This is a genomic window from Shinella sp. GW821-FHT11G07 (assembly GCF_058808115.1).
On sequence record NZ_JBXARJ010000020.1, the window covers coordinates 1 to 22,800 of the forward strand.

A 22,800-nucleotide genomic window follows, 5' to 3' on the forward strand; every position below is an offset into this window, starting at 1 on the left:
AGGAGGCACCGATCTTCCAGGTCGCCGACTACGGCCTCGTCGCCGATCTCTTCGAGGCACTGCCCGAGTTGCAGAAGGCGCTCTGAGCCGACCAAGGTCGCGCTTTGCGACGAGGATTTCACTGGAAAAATGCGTCGCAGCGCTTTATCACTTCACCGGGCCGGCTCGACCGGCCCGGTGTTTTTTTGTGCCATCGGGGCGCGGAATGAGATGACGGGGCGGTTGGCGCTATGATCAAAAACGTCGGTATTGTGGGTGCAGGCCAGATGGGGTGCGGGATCGCGCATGTCGCGGCCGTCGCAGGCTACAAGGTCCATATCTACGACCTGTCGCCCGAACGGGTCGAAACCGGCCTTGCAACGATCAACGGCAATTTCGCTCGCCAGGTTTCCTCCGGCAAGATGACCGAGGACGAGCGCAAGAAGGCAATGGCGCTCATCAAGGGCTCGGCCGACGTCAACGATCTCTCCGATGCCGATCTCGTCATCGAGGCGGCGACCGAAGACGAGACCGTCAAGCGCAAGATCTATGGCCAGGTCTGTTCCGTGCTGAAGCCGGAAGCGATCCTTGCCACCAACACATCGTCGCTCTCGATCACGCGTCTGGCATCCGCCACCGACCGGCCGGAGCGTTTCATGGGCATTCACTTCATGAACCCGGTTCCGGTCATGAAGCTCGTCGAACTCGTGCGCGGCATCGCGACCGAAGAAGGCACGTTTGCCGCGGCCAAGGCCTTCGTCGCCTCGCTCGACAAGACGATCACGGTTGCCGAGGATTTCCCGGCCTTCATCGTCAACCGCATCCTGCTGCCGATGATCAACGAGGCGATCTATACGCTTTATGAAGGCGTCGGTTCGGTGGACGCGATCGACACCGCGATGCGCCTCGGCGCCAACCATCCGATGGGCCCGCTCCAGCTTGCCGATTTCATCGGCCTCGACACCTGCCTTTCGATCATGCAGGTGCTGCATGACGGGCTCGCCGATTCCAAGTATCGCCCGTGCCCGCTCTTGGTGAAATATGTCGAAGCCGGCTGGCTCGGCCGCAAGTCCGGCCGCGGCTTCTACGACTACCGCGGCGAGGTTCCGGTCCCGACCCGCTGACGGTCAGGCTGGAGATTCCCCGAGCCGTCCCTTTCAGGGAAAATTGTTTCGCCTGCCGCAGGAGCCGCGGCAGGAGATACCTCGGATCGCACGCCTCCGCCCGGTATTGTCTGCCCGAATTCAATTTCCATTCGGGGTTTTTCAGATGAAACGTTTGCTCCTTCTCGGCGTGGCCCTCCTCGGCCTCGCCGCTCCGTTCTCCGCGCACGCCGCCGACAAGCTGCTGAACGCCTCCTATGACGTGGCGCGCGAGCTTTTTGCCGCTGAGAACGAAGCCTTCGTGAAGGCGCATCCGGGCGTCACCATTGACCAGTCGCATGGCGGCACCTCCAAGCAGGCACGCGCCATCGTTGAAGGCCTTGAAGCCGATGTCGTGACCTTCAACCAGGTGACGGACATCGACTTCCTCGTGAAGAACGGTTTTGTCGCCGAAGGCTGGCAGCAGAAATTCCCGAACAATGCTTCGCCCTTCTACTCCTTCCCGTCCTTCCTGGTGCGCGCCGGCAACCCGAAGAACATCAAGGACTGGGCAGACCTTGCCCGTGACGACGTGAAGGTCATCTTCCCGAACCCGAAGACCTCGGGCAATGCGCGCTACACCTACCTGGCAGCCACCGCTTACGCCAAGGAAGCGTTCAAGGACGATCCGGCCAAGGTCGAGGAATTCATCACCAAGATCTTCGACAATGTGCCGGTCTTCGACACGGGCGGCCGTGCGGCGACGACGACCTTCGTCGAGCGCGAAATCGGCGACGTGATCATCACCTTCGAAGCCGAAACCAAGTCGATCGCCAAGCAGTATGGTGAAGACAAGTTCCAGAGCGTCGTGCCGTCGGTCTCGCTTCTCTCCGAATTCCCTGTCGCCATTGTCGACAAGGTGGCAGACAGCCATGGCAGCCGGGACCTCGCAAAATCCTACCTCGACTTCCTCTATGCGCCGGAAGGCCAGAAGATCGCTGCTGAATTCGGCCACCGCGTCCATGACGAAAAGGTTGCCGCCGAATTCAAGGACCAGTTCCCGGAAATCCGCCTCGTGAACGTCGATGACGTCTTCGGCGGCTGGAAGAAGATTTCCGAAGAGCACTTCGCTGAAGGCGGCACGCTGGACAAGATCTACGGCAGCCGCTGATCGCCCAAAGCCATTGTTTTTCCGGCAACCGGCGGGCATGGAGCCCGCCGGTTGTTGGCATGAAAAGCGCGACGCATCCGGTCGGAAACGCCACGCCCTTTTCCTGGAATTGCTTGAGAAAGGATGCGCGCTTTGAGACGGCGTGTACTGCCCGGATTGCCGCTCGCGCTCGGCATCACCCTTGTCTATGTGGCCATCATCGTGGTGCTGCCGCTGGCTGCGCTCGTCTTCAAGGCGGCAAGCCTCGGGCCGGCGGATTACTGGCGCATCATTTCGTCGGAGCGCGCCTTTGCCAGCTACCGCGTGACGGTGCTCTGTGCGCTCGCCGCAACGGTCTTCAACCTCGTCTTCGGCATGGCGCTCGCCTGGGTGCTGGTGCGTTATCGCTTCCCGGGCCGCCGGCTGGTCGACGCGCTGGTCGACCTGCCCTTCGCGCTGCCGACGGCGGTTGCGGGCATTGCGCTCACCACACTGTTTGCCACCAACGGCTGGTTTGGCGCGCCGCTGTCGCTGCTCGGCATCAAGGTCGCCTATACGCCGCTCGGCATTATCGTCGCGATGAGCTTTACCAGCATCCCCTTCATCGTGCGCACGGTGCAGCCGGTGCTGGAAGAGCTGGACCCGGCGCTGGAGGAGGCCGGGCAGACGCTGGGCGCCAGCGACCTCTCGATCTTCGTCGGCGTCATCCTGCCGCTTCTGACACCGGCACTGCTCGCCGGCGTGTCGCTCTCCTTCGCGCGCAGCCTCGGCGAGTTCGGCGCCATCATCTTCATCGCCGGCAACCAGCCGTTCTCGACGGAAATTACCGCACTGCTCGCTTTCATCCGGCTCGAGGAATATGACTATCCGGCCTCCGCCGCGATCGCCTCCGTCATGCTGCTGACGGCCTTCGTGATGCTCGCCATCACCAACCTGATGCAGGCGCGCGCCCTGCGCTACACGGTGCGGGGCTGACCATGGTGCACAACAGAAAAGGCAAGCCACCGCGCGTTGGCGACAACACGGTCTTCCGTCGTTCGCTGCTCGGCATCGTGCTCGTGTTCGTCGGGTTGATGATCGTCGCGCCGCTGGTCGTCATCGCGGTCGAAGCGTTTTCGCGCGGCGTGGTCTATTTCGCCGAGTCGATCGCCGACCCGGATACGCGCCACGCCATCCTGCTGACGGTCATCACCGCGCTCATCGCCGTGCCGATCAACACGGCCTTCGGCGTGGCGGCCGCCTGGGCGATCACCAAACACGACTTTCGCGGCAAGCGGCTGCTCACCGTCATTATCGAGCTGCCCTTCTCGGTTTCGCCGATTGTCGCGGGCGTGGCCTATCTCTTCGTCTACGGCTTGCAGGGCCTGTTCGGTCCGGTTCTGCAATCGATGGAGATAAAAATTCTCTTCGCGCTGCCCGGCATCGTGCTCGCCAGCATGTTCGTGACGGCACCTTTCGTGGCGCGCGAGCTGATTCCGCTGATGCAGGCGCAGGGGCGTGATCTGGAAGAGGCGGCGACATCGCTCGGGGCGAGCGGCTGGCGGACCTTCTTCTCCGTGACATTGCCGAACATCAAATGGGCGCTGCTCTATGGCGTCGTGCTCTGCAATTCGCGCGTCATGGGCGAGTTCGGCGCGGTCTCCGTCGTCTCGGGTAACATCCGTGGCCAGACCAACACGCTGCCGCTGCATATCGAGCTGCTGTATCACGACTACAACGCGGCCGGCTCCTTCGCCGCCGCATCCATTCTCGCCTGCCTCGCCATCGTGACGCTCGTCGTCAAAGTGGCGCTGGAGCGGCGGGGCGCAGGGCGCGTCCAGCGCCCCGCAGCCCTTGCCGGCGCCGACAGCATCATTCCGGAGGTCAAGCCTTGAAGATCCGCCTCGACAATGTGGTCAAGGAGTTCGAGACGTTTCGTGCCGTGCACGGCGTCTCGCTCGATATCGGTAGCGGCGAGCTGGTAGCGCTGCTCGGCCCGTCCGGCTCCGGCAAGACGACGATCCTGCGCATGGTCGCCGGCCTCGAATATGCCGATGCAGGTGCGATCTATTTCGGCGATGAGAACGCGACGGATATTCCGGTGCGCGATCGCGGCGTCGGCTTCGTCTTCCAGCATTACGCGCTGTTCCCGCACATGACGGTGGGCGAGAACATCGCCTTCGGCATGAAGGTCTCCAAGGTGAAACGCTCGCCGCAGGCGATTGCCGAGCGGGTCAAGGAACTGCTCGACCTCGTACAGCTGAGCGGTCTCAAGGACCGTTTCCCCGCCCAGATTTCCGGCGGCCAGCGCCAACGCGTGGCACTTGCCCGCGCACTTGCCGTCGATCCGCGCGTGCTGCTGCTCGACGAGCCTTTTGGCGCGCTCGACGCCAATGTGCGCCGCGACCTGCGCCGCTGGCTTCGAAAAATCCATGACGAGCTCGGCATCACCACGCTTTTCGTCACGCACGACCAGGAAGAGGCGCTCGACCTCGCCGATCGCGTCGTCATTCTCAACAAGGGCAAGATCGTACAGGAAGGCACGCCGGAAGCGGTCTGCCGCAACCCGGCCGATGCTTTCGTGATGAATTTTCTCGGCGACGCCAACAAGCTCGATGCGGATATCCGCGGCGGCAAGGCTTATGTCGATGCAGTTGCCTTCGACGCCGAAGGCGTGGCTGATGGCAGCGGGCAGATCCTCTTCCGCCCGGCGGATGTCAGCTGGCGCGAGCACGGCCACGGCATAGCCGCGCGTATCCTGCGCGTCATCGACCGGCCGGATTCGCGCCGCGTGCTGGCGATGACCGGCAGCGGTCAGGCCGTCGAGTTCGATACCGCGCCGGAATTCCCGCACCGCAAGGGCGAGGAAGGCTTCATCGACATCCGCCGGCCGCGCGTCTACGCGGCGGCTTGACGGCATCGCCGGAAACAAGCCCACTCATCCGCCTGCCGGCACCTTCTCCCCGTGGGGAGAAGGGACATGCCGCAACATCTCTACTCCCCTCTCCCCAGCGGGGAGAGGTCCGCCGAGCGAAGCGGAGGCGGGGTGAGGGGGAACCCCACCCGTCGTGCGTGCTTCGTTCAGCTCTTCGGTGTCGCCAGCGCGGCGTTGATCAAGGCCTTGGCGTCCTCGCTGTCCCAGGCGGCGGGGCCGTTCATGGCGGAGATCAGGCAGCCCTTGTCGTCCATCAGCAGGGTGACGGGCAGGCCGAAGGCGAGGCCTTCCTTCTTCAGCGTGTTGAAGACGCCCATCGAGGCATCGCGGTAGTAGCCGAGGTCGTTGACGCCGGTTTCGCTGAGGAAGGCTTTCGGCTTCTCGTCGTCGCCCGTGTCGATGTTGATCGCCACGACCTCGAATTTGTCGCTGCCGAGCTCTTTTTCGAGCGCGTTGAGGGCTGGCATTTCCTCGCGGCACGGGCCGCACCAGGTGGCCCAGAGATTGACCAGCAGGGTCTTGCCGGCGAAATCGGCGATCGTCTTCTTCTTGCCGTCCGGTCCGTCGAAGACGAGATCGGGCAGCGGGCGGTGTTCGTCGACGTTGCGCATGGCGGCGACCTGGCCCTTGGAGAAGGGCGTGATCGCTGCTGCTTTTTCGGAGGCGAGGGCGCAGGCGGCGGTATCGGCCGAGGCGACCGCGCCATTGCCAGACAGGCTTTCCTTCACGTATATCGCTGCACCACCGGCGAGAAGTCCGGCCAGTCCCGCGATGGCGATCAGCTTCGTGGCGGGCAGGCCGAGTTTCTTCTTCACTGTCATTTCTTTCTCCAGGATAAGCATCCCATGGCTGACGGCAATTCCGAGACGAAATCCTCGAACCAGATGTGGGGCGGCCGGTTCGCCTCGGGACCGGATGCGATCATGGAGGAGATAAATGCCTCCATCGGCTTCGACAAGAAGCTTTACGCCCAGGACATCCGCGGCTCAAAGGCGCATGCCGAAATGCTCGCCCATCAGGGCATTATTTCGGCGGACGATAAGGAAAAGATCGTTCACGGTCTCGACACGATCCTGTCAGAGATCGAAAGCGGCCAGTTCGAGTTCTCGCGCCGTCTCGAAGACATCCATATGAATGTCGAGGCGCGCCTTGCGACGCTGATCGGCACGGCCGCCGGGCGCCTGCACACCGCCCGCTCGCGCAACGACCAGGTGGCGCTCGATTTCCGCCTTTGGGTCAAGGAAGAGCTGCAGAAGACGGAAAAGGCACTGACCGGGCTGATCGCCGCCTTCCTCGACCGCGCCGAAGAGCATGCCGATACCGTCATGCCGGGCTTTACCCATCTCCAGACCGCCCAGCCGGTAACCTTCGGCCACCATTGCATGGCCTATGTGGAAATGTTCGGCCGCGACCGCCAGCGCGTGCGCCACGCCATCGAACATCTCGACGAGAGCCCGATCGGCGCCGCAGCACTTGCCGGCACCGGCTATGCCATCGACCGGCACATGACGGCCAAGGCGCTCGGTTTCCGCGAGCCGACGCGCAACTCGATCGACACCGTGTCGGACCGCGATTTTGCGCTGGAATTCCTGTCGATCGCCGCGATCGCCGCGGTGCATCTGTCGCGCCTTGCGGAAGAGATCGTCATCTGGTCGACGCCGCAGTTCGGTTTCATCCGCCTGTCGGATGCCTTCTCCACCGGTTCCTCGATCATGCCGCAGAAGAAGAACCCGGACGCCGCCGAGTTGGTGCGCGCCAAGACCGGCCGCATCAACGGCTCGCTGATCGCGCTGCTCACCGTCATGAAGGGCCTGCCGCTCGCTTATTCCAAGGACATGCAGGAAGACAAGGAACAGGTTTTCGACGCGGCCGAAAGCATCGAACTGGCGATTGCCGCGATGACCGGCATGGTGCGCGACATGACGGTCCGCACAGACAAGATGAAGGCGGCGGCCGGCTCCGGCTATTCCACCGCCACCGACCTTGCCGACTGGCTGGTGCGCGAGGCGGGGCTTCCCTTCCGCGACGCCCACCATGTGACGGGCCGCGCTGTGGCGCTTGCCGAGAGCAAGGGCTGCGACCTCGCCGAATTGTCGCTGGAGGACCTGCAGGCGATCCACGCCTCGATCACCGCTGATATCTTCAACGTGCTGACGGTCGAGGCCTCGGTCGCCAGCCGGAAGAGCTATGGCGGCACCGCACCTTCCGAAGTCAGGAAGCAGATCGCCTGGTGGCGGCAGCGGAACTGATTAGGTTGCTTGCAGGACTCATCAGCAGATTAAGGGTGCACAAGGGCGGGCGAATTCGCTAAGGATGATGCCCACCCGACCACCCGAGTTTCCAGGGAACGCTTCATGACACGCATCGATATCGGCAGGCTGGCTCTCGTGCTCTGCCTTTCCGCAGCGGTTCTCACTGCCTGCGGCCGCAAGGGCGATCTCGACCTGCCGGGCGGCGCAAAACCGGTCGTGAAGACCATCGATGGCAAGAAGGTCGAGCAGATCGAAGACAAGCCCTTCATTCTCGACCCCCTTCTCTGACGGAAAACACCCGTGAACCATTTCGAGCATCGCGACGGCATCCTCTACGCAGAGGACGTGCCTGTTCCGGACATCGCCAAGGCGGTCGGCACGCCATTCTACGTCTATTCGACAGCCACGCTGGAGCGCCACTACAAGGTTTTCTCCAAGGCCTTCGACGGTGTCGACGCCATGGTGTGCTACGCCATGAAGGCGAACTCCAACCAGGCGGTGCTGAAGACGCTCGCCCGGCTCGGCGCCGGCATCGATGTGGTCTCGGAAGGCGAACTGCGCCGCGCCCTTGCCGCCGGCGTTCCGGCCTCCCGCATCATGTTCTCCGGCGTCGGCAAGACGCCGCGCGAGATGGATCTCGGGCTTGAGGCCGGCATCTACTGTTTCAACGTCGAATCCGAGCCGGAACTGGAAGTCCTGAATGCCCGCGCCGTGAAGGCCGGCAAGGTCGCGCATGTCTCCTTCCGCATCAACCCGGATGTCGACGCACGCACCCATGCCAAGATCTCGACCGGCAAGAAGGAAAACAAGTTCGGCATTTCGTGGGAGCGCGCGCGCACCGTCTATGCCCGCGCCGCGACCCTGCCCGGCATCCAGGTGACCGGCATCGACATGCATATCGGCAGCCAGATCACCGAGCTGCAGCCCTTTGAAGATGCCTTCAAGCTGTTGCGTGAACTTGTCGATACGCTGCGCGCCGACGGCCATACGATCGATCATGTGGATGTCGGTGGTGGTCTCGGCATTCCCTACAAGACGGACAATGCGCCGCCACCGCTGCCGGATGCCTATGCCGAGATCGTCAAGAACCAGCTCAAGGGCCTCAACTGCAAGATCGTCACCGAGCCCGGTCGCCTGATCGTCGGCAATGCCGGCATCCTCGTCACCGAGGTGATCTATGTGAAGGACGGCGGCGAGAAGACCTTTGTGATCGTCGATGCGGCGATGAACGATCTCATCCGTCCGACGCTTTACGAGGCCTGGCACGAAGTCCAGCCGGTCGTCATCTCCGCGGCAAACGCCCCGCGCATCCGGGCGGATGTCGTCGGCCCCGTCTGCGAGACCGGTGATTATCTGGCGCAGGACCGCGAAATGGCGCAGCCGAAGCCGGGGGATCTCATCGCCGTCGGTTCGGCGGGTGCTTACGGCGCAGTGCAGGCCGGCACCTATAACAGCCGCCTGCTGATCCCCGAAGTTCTGGTGAACGGCGCGGACTTCCACGTCATCCGGCCACGGCCGTCCTATGACGAGCTGATCGGGCTCGACTCGCTGCCAAGCTGGCTCTCCTGAGGTCCGCAAAAGCGTGGATGCCGTTCGCGCGCGCGATCACGATTTTGCGCGTGCCCTCGTCTTCGCCACAAAGCATGTTATCTTTTAGCTTCGATACCCTGCATCGGAGAGCGGTACCTGATGGCGATTGACACGGAAAGGCAACGCGAGGCGACGGCGACCGGCAATCCGGTGGCACGCAAACTCGCAGCCAAGCGTCTTGTCGCCCAGGTCATCCTCTATCTGGAGGCGCTTGCGCCGCGCGTGTTGCCGATCGTGCTGCTGGTTGCCGGGTTCCTGGCACTGACCTGGTTCGGCTATTTCCGCCATGTGCCCTTCTGGCTGCATGTTGCGACGCTTGCCGCCTTCGCGCTCGGCCTTGTCGGGCTGCTTTCCCGCCTGCGCGGCATCGACTGGCCCTCCATCGACAATGCCTATCGTATGCTCGAGGCGCGCAACGCGCTGGCGCACCAGGCGATCCGCGTGCAGGACGACAGGCCGGCGGGCGGCGATGCCTTTGCCGACGCGCTTTGGCGCGAGCACCAGGCCCGCATGGCGCGTTTGATCGGCACGCTGCGCACCGGTGGGCCGGAGCCGGATATTGCCCGCCATGACCGTCATGCGCTGCGCGCCATACCGGTGCTTCTCGTCGTCGTTGCCTTTGCCTTCTCCTATTCCAACCGTGGCGGCCTGCTCGCCGACGTCGTGTCGTTTCGCGCGCCGGCCGAAACGGCGCCGGACGTGCGTATCGATGCCTGGGTCACGCCGCCGGCGCACACGTCGCGCGCACCCGTCTTCCTCACGGGAACGGGACAGGCGCAATCGAGCGAGGCCGCGAAGGGCGACATCCGCATTCCGCAGTTCAGCGAACTGACCGTGCGCGTCACCGGCGGCAGCGGCGACGAGCCGGTGAGCTATCAGGTTGCGGGCGAGACTGCCGCCATCGCCATTCGTCCGGAAGAAGAAAAACCGAAGGACGAGAAGGCCGAGGCTGGGAAGACGGAGGCGGTGGCCAAGGTGCCGGTCGCGGCCGTCAATGGCGCCAGGACCATGCACTACAAGATCCTGAAGGATGGCACGCTTTCGGTCGATGGCAGGACCTGGACTTTTTCCGTCATTCCGGACCGCGTTCCTGAAATCGCCTTCGACGGTATCCCGAAGAAGACCGTGGCTTCGGCGCTGGAGATCAGCTTCATCGCCAAGGACGATTACGGGCTCCAGGAGGCTCGTGCCGAAATCGTGCCGGTCGAAGAGCAGAAGGACGCGCGTCCGCTTTATCCGCTGCCGGAGTACCGGCTGGACCTGCCGCGCCGCAGCGCGCGCGATGCCAAGGGCACGACGAGCCGCAACCTCTCCGAACATCCGCTCTCCGGCAAGCGTGTGAAGATCACGCTCGTCGCCAAGGATGCGGCGGGGCAGGAGGGGCGCAGCCAGCCAGTCGAGATGGTGCTGCCGGCGAAGAATTTCTTCGAGCCGCTCGCATCTGCCGTCGCCGAGCAACGGCAGGTCTTTGCGCTCGATGCCAACAAACTGCCTTACGCGATCGCGCTCAACGAGGCGCTGACGATCCGGCCGGAAGAGACGATCCCGAACCTCACGCATTACCTGCTGCTGCAATCGGCTGCCGCGCGCATGAAGCTTGCCCGCACCGACGACCAGATGCGAGAGACTGCCGACTACCTGTGGGAAATCGCGCTCGGCATCGAGGACGGCAACCTGTCGCTCGCCGATCGCCGCCTGCGCGAGGCGCAGAAGGCGCTCTCCGAGGCGCTGGAGCGCAATGCCTCCGACGCCGAGATCGCCGAGCTGATGAAGGAACTGCGCGAGGCGATGCAGGCCTATATGCAGGAACTCGCCCGCCAGGCGGCCAAGAACGGCCAGATGCAGCAGAATGCGCAGCAGCAGGGCCAGATCCTGCGCCAGCAGGATTTGCAACGCATGATGGACCAGATCGAGAATCTGGCGCGCTCCGGGGCGCGTGATCAGGCCCAGCAGATGCTCTCCGAACTCCAGCGCATGATGAACAACCTGCAGGCCGGCCGCCCCCAGCAGGGGCAGCAGGGGCAGCAGAACGACGCCATGCGCCAGCAGATGGATAAGCTCGGCGAGCTGATGCAGAAGCAGCAGCAGCTGATGGAGCAGACCTTCCAATTCGACCAGGCGCTGCGCGACCGCCAGCAGCGTGGCGACCCGATGCCGGGCGAGGACGGCGAACAACAGCAGCAACAGCAAGGCGACAACGGCGCCGGCCAGCAGCCGACCGACCAGATGACCGCCGAACAGCTGCGCGACGCCTTGAAGAAGCTTCAGGAGCAGCAGGATGCGCTCGGCAAGCAGCTCGGTGAGGTGCAGGACGCGTTGAAGGGCATGGGGTTGGAACCCGGCGAAGGCTTTGGCCAGGCCGGCCGCGAGATGAAGGGCGCCTCGGAAGCGCTTGGGCAAGGCCAGGGCGAATCAGCCGTCGGCAGCCAGGGTCGGGCGCTGGAAGCGCTGCGCCAGGGTGCGCAGAACATGATGAGCCAGATGCAGGCCATGGGGCAGGGCCAGGGGCCGGGTGAGGGCATGCCGCAGGCCGGCCGCAACGGCCGCGACCCGCTCGGCCGTGAGCGTCCGGTCAATGGGCAGGGCCCCGATTTCGGCGGACCGACGAAAATCCCGGAAGAGATCGATATCCAGCGGGCGCGGGAAATTCTCGAAGAAATCCGCCGCCGGCTTGGCACCGGCTCTTCGCCGAGCTTCGAGCGGGATTACCTGGAGCGCCTGCTCGGCATCCGGTGACGCAGTTCCATGAAAACCGGACGCGATCCGCGTCCGGATTGGTTTCCAGCAGCGATCAGGCGGCGAGCGCCTGCGCCACGGCGCGGCGGATGTCCGGCAGGCTGAAGGGCTTGCTCACCACGTCGACGATCTTGCTCGCAAGGTCGTCCGCGCGCTCGCGCTGCTCGGCATAACCGGTCATCAGCAGGATTTTCAGCGCAGGGTGGGCGGCGGATGCCTTGTGGGCAAGCTCGATACCGTCCATCACGGGCATGCGGATATCGGAAAGCAGCAGGTCGAAGCCGCCCTCTGTCAGGGCGTCCAGTCCGGCCGCACCATCCGGCGCCTCGACGGTTTCGTGGCCGTCCAGCCGCAGGGCACGCGCCACGAAGATTCGAAGGGAATCTTCGTCTTCGGTGATCAGGATCTTCGCCATCATTTTCCCTTTCGGACCATCCATCCGGCCTCGTCTATTGACGAAAAGACCAGACTTTCCTTGTCGATCGGTAAACGGCGCGTGGAGGAATCTGCGGTGGACTTTTGCGCGACGCAATTCCGGACGCAAAACCGCTCAGCACTTTTGCTGGAATTGCTCAGTCCGCGTCGCCCGTCACGATGCCGACGAAGGGCAGTTCGCGGAAGGCGTAGGCCACGTCCATGCCGTAGCCGACGACGAAATAATCCGGGCATTCGAAGCCGACATAATCGGCTTCCAGGTCGGTCTTGCGCTTCTCGCGCTTGTCGAGCAGCACGGCGATGGTGACGTTGCGCGCGCCGCGCTCGTACATCAGTTCCTTGGCGAAGGTGAGCGTGCGGCCGGATTCGAGAATATCGTCGATCAGCAGGATATCGCGGCCATGCACGTCGCTATCGATGTCCTTGATGACCTTCACGCCCTGCGACACGGTGCCCGTGCCATAGCTCGACAGCGTGATGAATTCGACTTCCGGTGCGAGGCCTACGGCATGCAGTGCACGCGTCAGGTCGGCGGCGAAGATGAACGATCCCTTGAGGACGGCGATGACGAGGAGGTCCTTCGTCGGGCCGCTTGCGATCTGGGCTGCCAGCTCTTCGTTGCGCTTGGCGATCTGCCCGGCATCATAGAGCGTTTCGATCTTCTTTCCGCGAACAATATGCATTGCGAGGCGGCTCCTTGGTAACATCAAGGCAATTCCAGCAAAGCGCGAAACGGTTTTGCGCCGGGAATTGCGGAGAAACAAAGCAGCCGATTAGCACAGTCAGTTGGCCGGTGCACCCTCGCCGGCCAGGGAAACCGAGACTTTCGGCACTTTTCCGCCGCCATGCGGAATGCGCAGTGCGAAGTGTTCGCTGCCACCGGCCGCAATTGATTCGCTATCGAGGGCGACGCGCCGTGATGTGCCGGCAGTATCGAAGGCGATGTCCAGCGGTGGGATGGACTGGGTGCCGCTGCTGACATTGTCGATCCGGCCGTAGACGGAAAGCACCTTCATGCCGTTCTGATCCTCGACGGTCGCCACGACGTCGGCGACACGAAGGGGCGTGATTGGCTCGGCCGTCGGCAAGGCTGCCTTCAGCGCCGAGAGACCGCCGGCATAGGCGAAGACAAAGATGACGCTTGCCGTGACGAGGCCGGCGAAGGCGCGGCCGGAGAGAAGCTGCAAGCCGGCCTCGCAGAGCCGCGCGCTTGCCGCTGCGGTGCGAACGAAGAGATGTTTTGACGCGGCGCGGGACGGTTTCGGACGAACTGCGCGATGATTGTCGTTGGAGGTTCGCGCGTTGCCGCTGCGGATGACGACGAAATCGGCATCGACCACTTCCAGGCGGGCGACGGGGCGTTGGCCGTGCTTCTGGGCGGGTGCCTTGGGTTCCGGCGGCAGGAGGTCAATGCGGCCCTGTGCCGGTTTTTTCGCTCTGAAGGCGTTCATCGTGAACTCCTCGCTTGGCCGGTTTCCGCGCAAAATCATCCGCGAAAAGTCGGGCATTGAATGAAATCCTTACGAAACGTAAACCATACTGGTTAATGCTTCGGAAACCCGACCGTGAAAGAGCCGCTTTCCTATGCGACCTCCGCTAAGGTGCCGCTGACGCGGGCAAGGATGACCGTTTTTAGAACCGGATTGGCCATTGATTCATTTCGAGAATGTTGGACTGCGCTACGGAATGGGGCCGGAGATTCTCCGCGACCTGACTTTCGATATTCCGCACCGCTCCTTCCAGTTCCTGACGGGACCGTCCGGTGCCGGCAAGACGACGCTGCTGCGCCTGCTGTTCCTGTCGTTGCAGCCGACGCGCGGCATCATCCGCACCTTCGACCGGGAAATTTCGACCATCCCGCGCGACGAATTGCCGATGCTGCGCCGGCGCATCGGCATCGTCTTCCAGGATTTTCGCCTGCTCGACCACCTGACCACCTATGAGAACGTCGCGTTGCCGCTCCGGGTGCGCGGCAAGGACGAATCGAGCTATCGCGCCGATGTGCTCGAGCTTCTGAAATGGGTCGGCCTCGGCGAGCGAATCAACGTGCTGCCGGCGGTGCTGTCCGGTGGGGAAAAGCAACGTGCGGCGATCGCGCGTGCCCTCATCGACCGGCCGGAACTGCTGCTTGCCGACGAGCCGACGGGCAATGTCGATCCACCGATGGCGCGCCGCCTGCTCAGCCTCTTCCTGGAACTGAACCGGCTCGGCACGGCCGTCGTGATCGCCACGCATGATCTGTCGCTGATGGATCAGGTGGACCAGGCGCGACGCATGATCCTCTCGCAGGGACGGCTCGACATCTATGACTGACACCCCCCGCGAAACCGCCGAGGATGCGCAGCCGGCCCGCCGGCTGGAAATGCGTGTACGCCCGACCGCCCCCATCGTGCCGCCGTCGAACGTCTCCGGCAATGCGCTGATGCTGGTCATCGCCATCATGGCCTTCCTCGCCTGCCTTACCTTCGGCGCGGTCAACATGGTGCGCGCGACGGCATCGAGCTGGCAGAGCCAGATTTCCCGCGAGATCACCATCCAGATCAAGCCGGACGATCCGCTCGACATGGAGCAGGCGCTGAAGGATGCACGCGATCTGGCGCTCACCTTCTCCGGCACCCGCGACGGCACCATCGTCGACAAGGCGGCGACTGCCCGCCTGTTGGAGCCGTGGCTCGGCGAGGGGCTGAACCTCGACGAACTGCCGGTGCCGCGCCTCGTCATCGTCACCATTGACGAGCAGAGCCCGCCGGATTTCGCCGCGATGCGCACAGCATTGGCGGCAAAAATCCCGACGGCCTTCCTCGATGACCACCGTACCTGGGTGGACCGCCTCGTCGCCATGGCGCGCACCACCGCCTTCATCGGCACGGGCGTGCTGGTGCTCGTCTTCTCCGCCATGGTGCTGACGGTGGTCTTTGCGACGCGCGGTGCGCTGTCCGGCAACCGGCATATCGTCGAAGTGCTGCATTTCGTCGGCGCCGAGGCAAGTTTCGTCGCCTCCGAATTCCAGAAGCATTTTTTGAAGATCAGCCTCAAGGGCTCGTTTGCCGGCGGTTTTCTGGCGGCGCTGTTTTTCGCGATTGCCGGTTTCTGGCAGGGACGTTCGATCGCAACCCCGCAGAGCGACCAGGCGACCGCTCTCTTCGGCACGTTTTCCATGGGGCTCACCGGCTATCTCGGCATTGCCGGGACGATCGTCGTCATTGCCCTGCTGACGACGCTGACAGCCCGCTTCACGGTGATGCGGACCATCCACGAAATCGACCTCATCCGCTCCGACCCGTCACGAACGGACCAGCTGCCGGACACATGACGCGGGAAAAATGATGCAAGACGGGCGGACCATCGCCGCGAAACGGACTAGCCGTTGCCGCAATCGGATTCTATGGACGGAATCATGAACGCGCTGGAACGGGCAAAACCGGATCTGCCTCAGGGCGTCCGGCCGGAAGGAGAGGGGCGGCGCCGACGCAAAGGCCCCGTCCGGCTCGCCGTGCGCGTCGTTCTGGCCCTCATCCTGATTGCGGCCATAGCAGGGGCCGGCGGTTTCCTCTATTTCGCCGAAACCGTGGCCTCGATGGAGGCGCCGCAGGATCCGAAGGCCGATGCGATCGTCGTTCTGACCGGCGGCTACCAGCGCATCGACAGCGCGATCGGCCTGCTCAAGCAGGGTGCCGGCCAGCGGCTGCTGATTTCCGGCGTGAACCCCACAACGAGCGGCACGCAGATCCGCAAACTCACGCAGAGTTCGTCGGCGCTCTTCGAATGCTGTGTCGACATGGGCTACGAGGCGGTGGACACGATCGGCAATGCCAACGAGACGGCGCGCTGGATCAGCGATCACCAGTTCCGTCGGGTGCTCGTCGTCACCAACAATTACCACATGCCGCGCAGCCTGCTGGAACTGCGGGTCAGCGACCCGCAGACGGAATTCATCGCCTATCCGGTCGTCAATTCGGACCTCAGGAACGGCAACTGGCTGCGCCAGCCCGGCGTGATGAAGGCGATGCTGTCGGAATATCTCAAGTACAGTCTGGCGCGTATCCGGGCGGTGATCGGTGCGCGAAGCTGGTCCGGTCTTCGTGGCGATATGTCGGGCCTGTCCGGCAGTTGAGATCGCTGCGACGGGAGTTTCCCCGCCCCGGATTATCGTGTAGGTCGAGAGCACGTGTTCCGCTCACAGGCTGCCCGATGATCGTTTTCCGTTCCGTGCTTTTCAATGCCGTCTTCTACCTGAACCTCATCGGACAGATGATCATCATGACGCCGGCCTATTTCCTGCTGCCGCGCAAGAAGGCCTATGGCGTCGCGAAGAACTGGGCGAAGAGCAACCACTGGCTCTTCGACAAGATCGTCGGGACAACCTTCGACGTCGAGGGCCTGGAGAATGTCCCGCAAGGCAGCTACATCGTGGCCCCGAAACACCAGTCCTTCTGGGACGCCTACGCATTGCTGCCCTGGTTCGACGACCCGCTCTATATTCTGAAGCGCGAACTGACCTGGATCCCGCTGTTCGGCTGGTATCTGAAGAAGCAGCGCATGGTGCCGGTCAACCGCAATGCGCGCGGCAAGGTGATGGCGGCCGTCATGGAGCAAACCAAGGTGGAGATGAAGGCTGGCCGCCAGCTCATCATCTATCCGGAAGGCACCCGCCGTCCGCCGGGCGCGCCGCCGGAGTACAAATACGGCATCGCCCGCCTTTACCGCGATCTGCAAGTCCCGGTCGTGCCCGTCGTCATGCATCCGGGCCTGTTCTGGCCGCGGCGCAAGTTCATTCGCTATCCCGGCCATTTCAAGGTGCGTATCCTGCCGCCGATCGAACCCGGCATGGATCCGGATGCCTTCCTCGCCCATCTCATCGAGGTGATGGAAACGGCGAGCGACCAGCTGTTGATCGAAACCGTCGCGGCGAATCCGAAGCTGCCTCTGCCGCCGACCGCCGTGCAGCGGCTGGCGGAGCTGAAGGCGCATGCCGCCTGATCAGGCCGGCGTGGCGATATAGAGGTTTTCCGCGGCGCGGCCGACATCTTCCAGCCAATGGTCACGGATGCCCATCTCGCGCAGGTGGATGAGCGTGTTGCGCACATAATCCATGTTGTGACCGGATTTCCCGATCGAGGCGCTGACGGTCCGCGCCGCTTCCTCGATCGTCAGCGAGCCGGCAAATTGCTGGTGCGCACGGTCGCAGATATAGACAAGCGTCGTGATGCGGCGTCCGTCGCCGAGCGTCGCGGAGAGCGTGCGCTCCTTGTAGACATGGGTCACCAGTTCCCGCTCGCGCAGGTAGTCGACCACGGCTTCATACTTTTCCGGCGCGATGCGGAAGGCGACGCCGCGGCAGGAACCGCCGCGGTCCAGCCCGAGCACAAGGCCCGGCCTCTCCTCGGTGCCGCGATGCACCCAGGAACGCACGCAGAGTGAGCGGCGGAAGCCGAAGAGGTGTGCCGACTGCCGTTCCTCGAACTCGAAGCCCGGATTCCACATCAGCGATCCGTAGCCAAAAACCCAGAATTCGTTCATATCCACCGTCACTTGGACCATTTCCAGAGCACTTCCGCGTTTCTCCGAACCGAGAAAGCGCTCTATCCCTTGTTTGTTGTAGCCGCGAACGCAAAACCGCTTCGCACTTTTGCTGCACATACTCTAAAAGCCGCCGCAATTGCCGGCTTTGACGCCGTATCGGCAAATTCTGTCCGTCACCATTGGAGAACAACATGGCATCGTCAAGCCACGCCGAGACATCGGGCGTCACGCGCAAACTCGTCCGGCTTGCCATTGCCGTCGTTCTCTTCATCGCGCTCTATACGGGTGCATGGTTCTATGCCGCAAGCTGGTTGAAGGACACACTCAACCAGCAGCTTGCCGCATCCGCGCAGGGCATGCATTCCGTTTCCTGCAGCAACCTTTCCGTCCGCGGCTTTCCGTTCCGCATCGGCCTCTTCTGCGACTCGGTCGGTGTCGATGATCGCCCCTCCGGGCTGTCGGCGACCTTTGGAGCGATTCGCTCTGCCGCGCAGGTCTACCGGCCGGGTCATGGCGTCATCGAGATTGATGGGCCGGCGCAGGTGCGCGTCACGCCGGATCTCGTCTTCGACGTCGACTGGGACCGGATGCGCGCCAGCGCCGCCGCCTGGACGAACGGCCTCGACCGGGCGTCGATCGCCTATGACGGGCTGAAGGGCCGGCTCAATGTGCCGTCGGAAGCTGTCTCGATCGGCATTGCCGCGACGCATGGCGAAAAACATATCCGCCAGTCGGGCGAAGCGCTCGACATCGCAGCGTCGTTCGATGCGCTGTCGCTCGATCTCGGCGATCGGGTGCTGCCACCGCTCGATGTCACCGCCGACCTGACGATTGCGGATGCGGCCAAATGGGTTTCGGCCGAGGGGCCGCCGGCCGACGTGCCGCTCGGGGCAAGCGTGGAGCTGCGCCGTCTGTCGCTCGATCTCGGCGACGGCAAGGTCGCGACGCTGTCCGGCCCGCTCAAGGTGGGGGATGACGGCTATATCTCCGGCACACTCGACCTCGACATTGCCGGCATCACGGTCTGGCGCGATCGCATTTCGGAGGCTTTTCCGGAAATCGCGGAGACGGCGGCACAGGTTGCGCAGGTCATTCAGGGCCTGTCGACGGGCGGCGATCGCGCCGTGGTGAAGCTGAACGTGCAGGACGGAACCGTCTATCTCGGCCTCTTCCCGATCGCCTTCATCCCGCCGTTCTAAGCCTGATCTTTCTTGTCGGCGGAGGGGCGGCCGAAGTTCGGCGCGGCGGTATCCTGGCCGGCATCGATGATCGAGCGGCGGATGGCGCGGGTGCGGGTGAAGAGGTCGAACAGCTTTTCACCATCGCCCCAGCGGATGGCGCGCTGGAGATAGGCGAGGTCTTCGGAAAAGCGCGCCAGCATTTCCAGGATGGCATCCTTGTTGTGCAGGCAGACGTCGCGCCACATGGTCGGATCCGAGGCGGCAAGGCGCGTGAAATCGCGGAAACCCGAGGCGGAGTACTTGATGACTTCCGATTCCGTCACCGTCTCCAGGTCATCTGCCGTGCCGACGATGTTGTAGGCGATGATGTGCGGCAGGTGGGAGACGATCGCGAGCACCTTGTCGTGGTGCTCCGTGTCCATCTCGTCGACCTTCGAGCCGAGCGCCTCCCAGAAGGCGGCGAGCTTGCGCTTGGCTTCCTTGTCGGTGCCGTGCACCGGGGTGAGGATGCACCAGCGGCCCTGGAAAAGTTCTGCGAAACCGGCATCCGGGCCGGAATGCTCCGTTCCCGCCAGCGGGTGGCCGGGAATGAAATGCACGTTTTTCGGCATATGCGGCAGCATCTGCGCCACGACCGACGCCTTGGTCGAGCCGACATCGGTGACGATGGTGCCGGGCTTGAGGTGCGGCGCGATCTCCTCCGCCACCTTGCCCGAGGCGCCGACGGGCACCGAGACGATGACGAGGTCTGCCCCTTCGACGGCCGTGCCGGCATCGCGGACATAGTCGGTGCCGAGATCCAGTTCGCGGGCGCGGTCGAGCGTCTCCTGGCTGCGGCTGGAAATGGTGACGTTTTTGGCGAGGCCTTTTGCCTTGACCGCACGGGCGATGGAGGAGCCGATGAGGCCGATGCCGATCAGCGCGATCTTGTCGAAATGTCCGTCCGTCATGCCCGTCGCCCTTCTTTGCCGCTGGGCTTCGCTCTAGCGGGCGGCTTGGCGTTTGTCGAGGGGATCAGCGCGGCGCGCGCTCGCGGGTCGTCGGCACGCCCTGTGGGGCCAGCACCGGCACGAAGACGCGCCGTGAGGCGCGGGCCGCGACCGGCAGGCCCTGATAGAGCCGCTTCTGCGCCTCCACGATGATGACGCCGGAAAACATCGGCCAGAGCATGCGCCCCAGCCGCTCAAAGGCGCCGCGCAGCTTCTGCACGCTGCGCAGTTTCGAGGGCGGGAAGAACAGCGCCTCGGCGCTGGCACCCGGCGTGAAATTGGTCTCGCGCAGCAGCGCGGTCAGCTGGCGGCGGGAATAGGGCCGACCGGAGCCGAAGGGCGTGTGCTCCATGCGCGCCCACACGCCGCGCCGGTTCGGCACGACGATGACGAGGCGGCCGCCCGGCGCCAATACGCGCCACAGTTCCTTCATCGTCTCGCGCGGATTTTCGGCAAATTCCAGCGAGTGCACCATCAGCACGCGATCGACGGCGGCGTCCGGCAGCGGCAGTTCCTCGTCGAAGACCAGTGCCGTGGAGGACAGCTCGCTCGGCGGCCAGTTCACGGCGCCCTGGCCGGCCGGCATGAAGGCGAAGGTGCGCTCGGTGTCTGCGCGAAACCGCTCGAGATAGGGCACGGCATAACCGAGCCCGACCAGCCGCTCATCCGGTAGGCGCGCCCAAAGCGAGGTGAGCGCCATGGCGATCGAATGATCGGCGAGGCGGCCAAGCGGGGAGTGGTAGAATTCGCGGAGGTCGACGATATCGGCATGCATGGCCTGAATGTGAGCGATACGCCGATGGACTTCAAGGCCGATTGCCTTACATTCCCGCCGACCGCCCGACCGATGTGACGAGGAGCCTGCCATGACCCCGCTGGAAATCGACCTTTTTGCCTGCCGCAGCGACAATTTCGGCGTGCTGCTGCACGATCCCGCGACGGGTGCCACCGCGAGTATCGATGCGCCGGAGGAAGGGCCGATCCTCGATGCGCTCGCCCGCCGGGGCTGGACGCTCAGCCACATTTTCACGACGCATCACCACAACGACCATATCGAAGCGAATCTCGCGCTGAAGGCGCGTTTTGGTGCCACGATCATCGGGCCGGCGCGCGAGGCACCACGTATTCCTGGCATCGACCGGAAAGTGGATGGCGGCGACAGCTTCGAATTTGCCGGGCGCCGTGTCGAGGTCATCCTGACGCCCGGCCATACGTTGGGGCATATCTGCTTCCACTTGCCCGACGACAAATTGCTGTTCGCCGCCGATACGCTTTTTGCGCTTGGCTGCGGCCGGCTGTTCGAGGGTAAGCCCGCGCAGATGTGGGAGTCGCTATCGAAACTTGCTGCGCTGCCGGATGAAACGACCGTCTATTTCGGACACGAATACACGCTCTCGAATGCCCGGTTTGCCAAAACCATCGACCCGGACAATGCCGCGCTTCTGACGCGGGTCGCGGAGATCGAGGCCTTGCGGGCGGCAGAGGCATTCACGGCGCCCACGACGATCGGGCTGGAAAAGGCGACGAACCCGTTCCTGCGCGCTGCCGATCCGGCCATCCGCCACCATCTCGGCATGGAAAAGGCGAGCGATGCGGAGGTTTTTGCCGAGATCCGCGCACGCAAGGACCGGTTCTGATGACACCGGCGGAGATCATCGCGACACTCGGCATGGAGCGCCATCCGGAAGGCGGCTGGTACGTGCAGACATTCCGGGATGTCGACGGCGGCGAGCGCGGGCATTCGACGGCGATCTACTATCTCTTGGAGAAGGGCGAGCGCTCGCACTGGCACCGGGTGCGGGATGCCGCCGAGATCTGGCACCACTATGCCGGCGGGCCGCTGGCATTGTCGCTGAGCGACGGCAAGAGGTCGGCGGACGTGCAGGTGCTGGGACCGGATCTTGCCGCGGGCGAGCGCCCGCAGCTGATCGTGCCGGCCAACTGGTGGCAATCGGCCGAGCCGCTTGGCGATTGGACATTGGTCGGCTGCACGGTCTCGCCCGGCTTCGTCTTCTCGTCCTTCGAGATGGCACCGCCCGGCTGGGCGCCGGGCGTCTAGCTCAGGCGGTCGCGGCACGCCGGCGCAGGATCATGTCCTTGGCGGCGAGCACCGCGCCGCCGGTGACCAGCAGGCAGGCAAGGCCGATGCGCCAGGACGGCTCGGCAAAGCCGCTGAGGATCAGCACCAGTGTCGAAAGCAGCGGTGCGGCATAGCTTGCGGCGCCAAGAATCTGGATGTCGCCGTTCTTCACACCGAAATCCCAGGCATAGAAGGCAGCACCGACCGGCAGCAGGCCAAGGCCGGCGACGGCGAGCCATTCGAAATTCGTCTGCGGCCAGACGGTAGTCTCCAGCATCAGGTGGCAGAGCAGCGAGAGGATCGCGGTGGCGAGGCAGAAGCCCGTTACCACGTCGGTCGAGACCGCCTCGAAGCGGCGCGTAAGCAGTGAGTAGCCCGACCAGGTAAAGGCGCAGAGGAAGGCCGCACCATAGCCCACCAGATAGGCTTCGTCGAAGGCAAAGCCGTTGCGGCCGACGATCAGCACTGTGCCGCCGAGGCCGAGGAAGGCGCCGACGACATGGTTCCACTTCAAGGTCTCACCCGGCAGCAGTGCGGAGCCGACGACGATGAGCAACGGCCAGAGATAGGCGATGAGACCCGCCTCGACAGCCGGGGCGTTTCTCAGCGCGGTGAAATAGAGGAAGTGATAGCCGAACAGGCCGAGAATGCCGGTGACCCAGACCTTGGCCGGTTGCCGGAGAAGGCGCATGCGCTCCGGGCGCGCGGCAAGAACGATCAGGCCGGGCAGGCTGCCGATCAGGAAGCAGACGGCGGAAAGCTGGAAGGGCGGCATCTTGCCGGAGGCCGCGGTGAAGAGCGCGAGCAGCGACCACATCAGGATCGCCGAAAAACCAATCAGGGTTGCGCGCGTCTTCAAGGCTTATCACTCCCGGTCCATCGACCGGGG

At 63.9% G+C, this 22,800-nt stretch carries 24 protein-coding genes; 16 read left to right on the forward strand and 8 right to left on the reverse strand.

The features are described 5' to 3' along the window. Positions 1-230: 230 nt before the first annotated feature. The 5 genes from AC1RT2_RS28335 to AC1RT2_RS28355 all read left to right on the forward strand — a co-directional run bounded on the left by AC1RT2_RS28335 (position 231) and on the right by AC1RT2_RS28355 (position 5,104). A complete protein-coding gene (locus AC1RT2_RS28335; RefSeq protein ID WP_069060817.1) occupies positions 231-1,103 on the forward strand; it encodes a 3-hydroxybutyryl-CoA dehydrogenase in 873 nt (290 codons plus the stop codon). 145 nt (positions 1,104-1,248) lie between these two features. Beyond that, entirely contained in the window at positions 1,249-2,232 is a 984-nt protein-coding gene (cysP, locus tag AC1RT2_RS28340) for a thiosulfate ABC transporter substrate-binding protein CysP (RefSeq protein WP_069060818.1), read from the forward strand. A gap of 123 nt (positions 2,233-2,355) precedes the next feature. Continuing rightward, positions 2,356-3,186, forward strand: coding sequence for a sulfate ABC transporter permease subunit CysT (gene cysT, locus AC1RT2_RS28345; protein WP_493107343.1), 831 nt, complete (start codon positions 2,356-2,358; stop codon positions 3,184-3,186). Positions 3,187-3,188: 2 nt separating this feature from the next. Then, positions 3,189-4,085 (forward strand): sulfate ABC transporter permease subunit CysW, encoded by an 897-nt coding sequence (cysW, locus tag AC1RT2_RS28350; protein WP_493107345.1) that lies wholly within the window; start codon positions 3,189-3,191, stop codon positions 4,083-4,085. Then, positions 4,082-5,104 (forward strand): sulfate/molybdate ABC transporter ATP-binding protein, encoded by a 1,023-nt coding sequence (locus tag AC1RT2_RS28355; RefSeq protein WP_444799494.1) that lies wholly within the window; start codon positions 4,082-4,084, stop codon positions 5,102-5,104. Before cysW ends, AC1RT2_RS28355 begins: the two co-directional genes overlap by 4 nt. Positions 5,105-5,271: 167 nt before the next feature. On the opposite strand, the gene tlpA is transcribed toward AC1RT2_RS28355, so the two are convergent. Further along, positions 5,272-5,946 (reverse strand): thiol:disulfide interchange protein TlpA, encoded by a 675-nt coding sequence (gene tlpA, locus AC1RT2_RS28360; RefSeq protein WP_493107348.1) that lies wholly within the window; start codon positions 5,944-5,946, stop codon positions 5,272-5,274. A 24-nt stretch (positions 5,947-5,970) separates the two neighbouring features. Here tlpA and argH point away from each other — a divergent pair, with 24 nt between their 5' ends. From argH to AC1RT2_RS28380, 4 genes are all read left to right on the forward strand, one after another. Then, the gene (gene argH / locus AC1RT2_RS28365; RefSeq protein ID WP_493107350.1) at positions 5,971-7,374 is read left to right on the forward strand and encodes an argininosuccinate lyase; all 1,404 of its coding nucleotides are present in this window, start codon (positions 5,971-5,973) and stop codon (positions 7,372-7,374) included. Positions 7,375-7,479: 105 nt separating this feature from the next. Further along, positions 7,480-7,665: an LPS translocon maturation chaperone LptM gene (gene lptM / locus AC1RT2_RS28370; RefSeq protein WP_444799497.1), complete on the forward strand. Its 186-nt coding sequence runs from the start codon at positions 7,480-7,482 to the stop codon at positions 7,663-7,665. A 12-nt stretch (positions 7,666-7,677) separates the two neighbouring features. Beyond that, positions 7,678-8,946, forward strand: coding sequence for a diaminopimelate decarboxylase (gene lysA / locus AC1RT2_RS28375; RefSeq protein WP_069060825.1), 1,269 nt, complete (start codon positions 7,678-7,680; stop codon positions 8,944-8,946). A gap of 120 nt (positions 8,947-9,066) precedes the next feature. After that, positions 9,067-11,703 (forward strand): TIGR02302 family protein, encoded by a 2,637-nt coding sequence (locus AC1RT2_RS28380; RefSeq protein WP_493107353.1) that lies wholly within the window; start codon positions 9,067-9,069, stop codon positions 11,701-11,703. Positions 11,704-11,758: 55 nt separating this feature from the next. Here the strand turns inward: AC1RT2_RS28380 and AC1RT2_RS28385 are convergent, their stop codons facing one another. From AC1RT2_RS28385 to AC1RT2_RS28395, 3 genes are all read right to left on the reverse strand, one after another. After that, the gene (locus tag AC1RT2_RS28385) at positions 11,759-12,118 is read right to left on the reverse strand and encodes a response regulator (RefSeq protein WP_069060827.1); all 360 of its coding nucleotides are present in this window, start codon (positions 12,116-12,118) and stop codon (positions 11,759-11,761) included. A 157-nt stretch (positions 12,119-12,275) separates the two neighbouring features. Continuing rightward, entirely contained in the window at positions 12,276-12,821 is a 546-nt protein-coding gene (hpt, locus tag AC1RT2_RS28390) for a hypoxanthine phosphoribosyltransferase (RefSeq protein WP_069060828.1), read from the reverse strand. Positions 12,822-12,920: 99 nt separating this feature from the next. Continuing rightward, a complete protein-coding gene (locus AC1RT2_RS28395) occupies positions 12,921-13,589 on the reverse strand; it encodes a hypothetical protein (protein WP_493107355.1) in 669 nt (222 codons plus the stop codon). A gap of 199 nt (positions 13,590-13,788) precedes the next feature. Between AC1RT2_RS28395 and ftsE the strand changes: the two genes are divergently transcribed. From ftsE to AC1RT2_RS28415, 4 genes are all read left to right on the forward strand, one after another. Next, positions 13,789-14,451, forward strand: coding sequence for a cell division ATP-binding protein FtsE (ftsE, locus tag AC1RT2_RS28400; protein ID WP_083242940.1), 663 nt, complete (start codon positions 13,789-13,791; stop codon positions 14,449-14,451). Beyond that, the gene (locus tag AC1RT2_RS28405; RefSeq protein WP_493107357.1) at positions 14,444-15,451 is read left to right on the forward strand and encodes a cell division protein FtsX; all 1,008 of its coding nucleotides are present in this window, start codon (positions 14,444-14,446) and stop codon (positions 15,449-15,451) included. The genes ftsE and AC1RT2_RS28405 overlap by 8 nt, the downstream gene beginning before the upstream one ends. Positions 15,452-15,535: 84 nt before the next feature. Further along, positions 15,536-16,252, forward strand: a complete 717-nt coding sequence (locus tag AC1RT2_RS28410; protein ID WP_069061603.1) for a YdcF family protein — start codon at positions 15,536-15,538, stop codon at positions 16,250-16,252. A 77-nt stretch (positions 16,253-16,329) separates the two neighbouring features. Further along, complete coding sequence (locus AC1RT2_RS28415; RefSeq protein WP_493107359.1) at positions 16,330-17,118, forward strand: lysophospholipid acyltransferase family protein; 789 nt, start codon at positions 16,330-16,332, stop codon at positions 17,116-17,118. On the opposite strand, the gene AC1RT2_RS28420 is transcribed toward AC1RT2_RS28415, so the two are convergent. Next, positions 17,119-17,670 carry a gamma-glutamylcyclotransferase gene (locus AC1RT2_RS28420; protein WP_493107361.1) on the reverse strand — a complete coding sequence of 184 codons (552 nt, stop codon included), beginning with the start codon at positions 17,668-17,670 and terminating at the stop codon, positions 17,119-17,121. A 182-nt stretch (positions 17,671-17,852) separates the two neighbouring features. On the opposite strand from AC1RT2_RS28420, the gene AC1RT2_RS28425 reads away from it, so the two are divergent. After that, positions 17,853-18,860: a DUF2125 domain-containing protein gene (locus AC1RT2_RS28425; RefSeq protein ID WP_493107363.1), complete on the forward strand. Its 1,008-nt coding sequence runs from the start codon at positions 17,853-17,855 to the stop codon at positions 18,858-18,860. On the opposite strand, the gene AC1RT2_RS28430 is transcribed toward AC1RT2_RS28425, so the two are convergent. Together AC1RT2_RS28430 and AC1RT2_RS28435 are read right to left on the reverse strand one after the other, a co-directional pair. Next, on the reverse strand, positions 18,857-19,792 hold the full coding sequence (locus AC1RT2_RS28430) for a prephenate/arogenate dehydrogenase family protein (protein WP_493107365.1): 936 nt from the start codon (positions 19,790-19,792) through the stop codon (positions 18,857-18,859). The genes AC1RT2_RS28425 and AC1RT2_RS28430 overlap by 4 nt on opposite strands. A 64-nt stretch (positions 19,793-19,856) precedes the next feature. Beyond that, entirely contained in the window at positions 19,857-20,606 is a 750-nt protein-coding gene (locus AC1RT2_RS28435) for a class I SAM-dependent methyltransferase (RefSeq protein WP_069060835.1), read from the reverse strand. Between the two features lie 91 nt (positions 20,607-20,697). Between AC1RT2_RS28435 and gloB the strand changes: the two genes are divergently transcribed. Continuing rightward, a complete protein-coding gene (gene gloB, locus AC1RT2_RS28440) occupies positions 20,698-21,468 on the forward strand; it encodes a hydroxyacylglutathione hydrolase (protein ID WP_493107367.1) in 771 nt (256 codons plus the stop codon). Beyond that, positions 21,468-21,890, forward strand: coding sequence for a cupin domain-containing protein (locus tag AC1RT2_RS28445; RefSeq protein ID WP_493107369.1), 423 nt, complete (start codon positions 21,468-21,470; stop codon positions 21,888-21,890). The genes gloB and AC1RT2_RS28445 overlap by 1 nt, the downstream gene beginning before the upstream one ends. Before the next feature lies 1 nt (position 21,891). Here the strand turns inward: AC1RT2_RS28445 and yddG are convergent, their stop codons facing one another. Continuing rightward, positions 21,892-22,770: an aromatic amino acid exporter YddG gene (yddG, locus tag AC1RT2_RS28450; RefSeq protein WP_069060838.1), complete on the reverse strand. Its 879-nt coding sequence runs from the start codon at positions 22,768-22,770 to the stop codon at positions 21,892-21,894. Positions 22,771-22,800: the final 30 nt, after the last annotated feature.